A 3,340-nucleotide genomic window follows, 5' to 3' on the forward strand; every position below is an offset into this window, starting at 1 on the left:
TTTAAAACAGAAATGCAAGGAGACGCTATTGTTAAAATGATGACAGCTTTGAGAAGGAAACGGTTTAAATGTAGTGCAGGCTTTAATCCCTTTTCGTATTTTACTAAAGTTGCTTATCATGCATTTCAAAATTGCATTAAGAAAAACAAAAAGGATTTTGAAACATTGAAGCGATATCAAGAAGAAAAATATGAAGATCACGTTTGCAGTGGTTATATTCCTTCTAGAAAAAACACTCACAACATGTCTAGTGACGATTATACGCAAAATGGCCACTTTGAAGGTTAATCCAAAAAACAATAAAGTTCTTTTCTTTTCTGATCTACATTTGGGAGTACATCAAAACTCCCAAACGTGGCATAAAATTTGTTTGGATCTTGCTGAGTGGATTAACAAAGTAATGAAGGAACACAAGCTTGATACTATCTTTTTTGCAGGAGACGTATTTCATGACAGACACGAAATTGGTGTTAATACGTTGCATACAGCCAAAAAGTTTTTTAATATTCTTAAAGATTATCAAGTTCATTTAGTTCCAGGTAACCATGACGCTTTTTTGTCTTCAACTGTAGAAGTAAATTCTGTAGAGATTTTAGAGCGAGATAATATCAATGTTTATACTAACCCAACTACTATTCAAGTTGGAGAAAAGCTTGTTACATTTTGTCCTTGGAAGACTGTAGTAAAAAATTTAGACAAAGTTGACATGCTCGTTGGTCACTTTGAGATTGCTAATTTTAGAATGAATGCAACTAAGATTTGTGATCACGGAGACTCTTCTACTGATTTGTTGGAAAAGGCTGATGCTGTTGTTACTGGACATTTTCACTACAAAGAACACAGAACATATGATAATAACAAGTATGTGATGTATCTTGGATCTCCTTATGAGATGGATTTTGGAGACAGAGATCAACGAAAAGGTGTCACTATTATTGATTTTGATGATTTAACTAAATTTAAGTTTGTTGAAAATACAATTACTCCTAAACATTTTCGTTTAAAAATTTCAGAACTTCTTCAAAAAAAATATCAAGATCTTCCTGCTCTTATTAAAGGAAACATTGTAAGCGTATACGTCGATATTAAATTAGATACTCTAACTCTTGATTTGCTTATTTCTAAACTCACGCAATATGGACCTTTGCAGTTCAGAACAGAGTTTAATATTTTGGATACAGCACAAATCGATACAAAAGAAGTCAAAAAGTTGTCGATTGATATTGAAACAGCATTTCATGAATTTGTTGATCATGTAGAAACCAGAGCTACTAAAAAAGAAGTGCTTGACAAATGTTTGGAATTGTATAAAGTATGCCAAGTATCTCATGAATAAGTTAGCAATTATTATTTTACATAAAAATCTTAACAATTTACTTTTCAAATGTTTAAAGTCAATTCAAGATAAAACAAAATTTATAAATTATCATATCTACATAGCAGATACAGGTTCAGACCAAGATAAATTAACAGAGCTTCAACATTTTTTAAAAGAAAATTTTAAAAAACAAAAAAATGCTACTTTAATTTCATTCAATTATTATGATTTTGGTAAAAACGTTAATGAAATTATTAAAAATTATTTACAAGACGAAAAAATAATTGTGTTTTGTAATAATGACATTGAATTTATTACAAATTGTTTGGATGAAATGATCGAAACATATAAGAAACATCCAAATACTGGAACAGTTGGAGCAAAGCTATATTACGGAGACGGCTCTATTCAGCACAAAGGAATTTTTATTGAAAAAAGAAACAACGAGCTTGCAATAACACACAACAATCTTAGAGAAAGAGATAATTTTAAAGTAGAAGACGATTTGTTTGTCAAGGGAAATACAGCAGCTCTAATGTTAATGGATACACAAACTTTTAAAGAAATTAATTGGTTTCCATCAAATTATATTGATAGCCTTCATGATGTTGAGATGGCTTTAAGGTGTTATCTTTTGAATAAGAAAACCATTTTATGTGGAAAGGCCTTAGCCTTTCATTATGAAAGCCAAACAAGAAAGAGTAATGGACGCCTTCTTACACAAGATTACCAAACACTAAAAAAGTTTGTTTTTGACAACGAAACTCAACTCAAAGAAATTTTATAATGGCACATAAACAACAAAAAGAATATTTGGATAGAATAAAAAACACATTTCCTGAAGCTTTTAAAAACCAAAAAGTTTTGGATATTGGCTCGTTTGATGTTAACGGAAACGAAAAGCCGTGGTTTGACAATTGTGATTTTATTGGCTTAGATGTTGGACCAGGAAAAGGAGTAGATGTAGTTTGTCCGGCTAATGAGTATGATGCTCCGGACAATTACTTTGACACTATTATTTCATGCGAGTGTTGGGAACACAATCCTTTTTACAAAGAAAGCATTCAAAATGCTGTAAGAATGTTAAAATCGGGAGGTTTGTTTATTTTTACTTGTGCTACAACAGGAAGACCAATTCATGGAACAAAAACTCAAGATAAAATTGACAAAGAAAAACAAACAACAGCTCAAGGAAATTCCACCACTAATTGGGTTACGATGCCTAATGTGTTTAGAGAGAATTGGGACTCAGAATATTATAAAAACGTAACAGAAGAAGACGTTCGGTCATGCATCAACGTGGACCAAATTTTCTCTTCATATAAATTCGAAGCTGAACCAAATCATTGCGATTTGTATTTTTGGGGAATTAAAAAATGAAATTAGGAATCAGTTATAACATTTTTGACGGAGAAGAACTATTGGAAGGTTCAATTGAGCAAATTAAAAACCATGTAGATTTTATTTCTGTGGTCTGTCAAACTACCTCTAATTTTGGAAAGTCTTGCACCGAAAATTTACTTCCTTTGTTAAAAAAAATTAAAAAAGAAAAATTAGTTGACGAAATTCTTTTATATACTCCTGAAATACAAAGAGGAGGGCATTTCAACGAATTACAAAAGCGCAATATTGGGTTACAAACATCTTTAACTGCAGGCTGCTCCCATCACATGTCAATGGATTGTGATGAGTATTATATTACAAAAGAATTTGCCAGTTTAAAGAAACTCGTTCAAGAAGGAGATTATGATTCTTCCTACTGTCAAATGCTAACATATCACCACAACTGGGAATATATTCTTGATCCCCCAGAAGATTACTATGTGTCTTTAATTACAAAAGTTGACGAACAATCTTGTTTTGTTTTAGGCGCTCCTGTACCAGTTCTTGTAGATCCTACAAGAAGCATTTTAGGATTGAAAACTCCTTTATTACTTAAAAGAAATCAAATACAGATGCACCACGGCTCTTATATTAGAAACAACATCAGAGCTAAACTTGAAAACAGTTCAGCTTCAGTAA

The 3,340-nt window shown here is 31.5% G+C and carries 5 protein-coding genes; all 5 read left to right on the forward strand.

What is annotated here, in order from left to right; genetic code table 11:
- A partial coding sequence (locus ACKVOD_RS01655) for a hypothetical protein (protein ID WP_409207745.1) occupies window positions 1–288 on the forward strand: 288 nt, incomplete at its 5' end.
- Entirely contained in the window at window positions 278–1,336 is a 1,059-nt protein-coding gene (locus tag ACKVOD_RS01660) for a metallophosphoesterase (RefSeq protein ID WP_409207746.1), read from the forward strand. The genes ACKVOD_RS01655 and ACKVOD_RS01660, both read left to right, overlap by 11 nt.
- On the forward strand, window positions 1,329–2,105 hold the full coding sequence (locus ACKVOD_RS01665; protein ID WP_409207747.1) for a glycosyltransferase: 777 nt from the start codon (window positions 1,329–1,331) through the stop codon (window positions 2,103–2,105). Before ACKVOD_RS01660 ends, ACKVOD_RS01665 begins: the two co-directional genes overlap by 8 nt.
- Window positions 2,105–2,698: a methyltransferase domain-containing protein gene (locus tag ACKVOD_RS01670; RefSeq protein ID WP_409207748.1), complete on the forward strand. Its 594-nt coding sequence runs from the start codon at window positions 2,105–2,107 to the stop codon at window positions 2,696–2,698. Before ACKVOD_RS01665 ends, ACKVOD_RS01670 begins: the two co-directional genes overlap by 1 nt.
- Window positions 2,695–3,340: hypothetical protein (locus ACKVOD_RS01675; RefSeq protein WP_409207749.1), on the forward strand; the 646-nt coding region annotated here is incomplete at its 3' end. The genes ACKVOD_RS01670 and ACKVOD_RS01675, both read left to right, overlap by 4 nt.

This window comes from Flavobacterium sp., assembly GCF_046155325.1.
In the GTDB taxonomy this organism is placed as follows: Bacteria; Bacteroidota; Bacteroidia; order Flavobacteriales; family Flavobacteriaceae; genus Flavobacterium.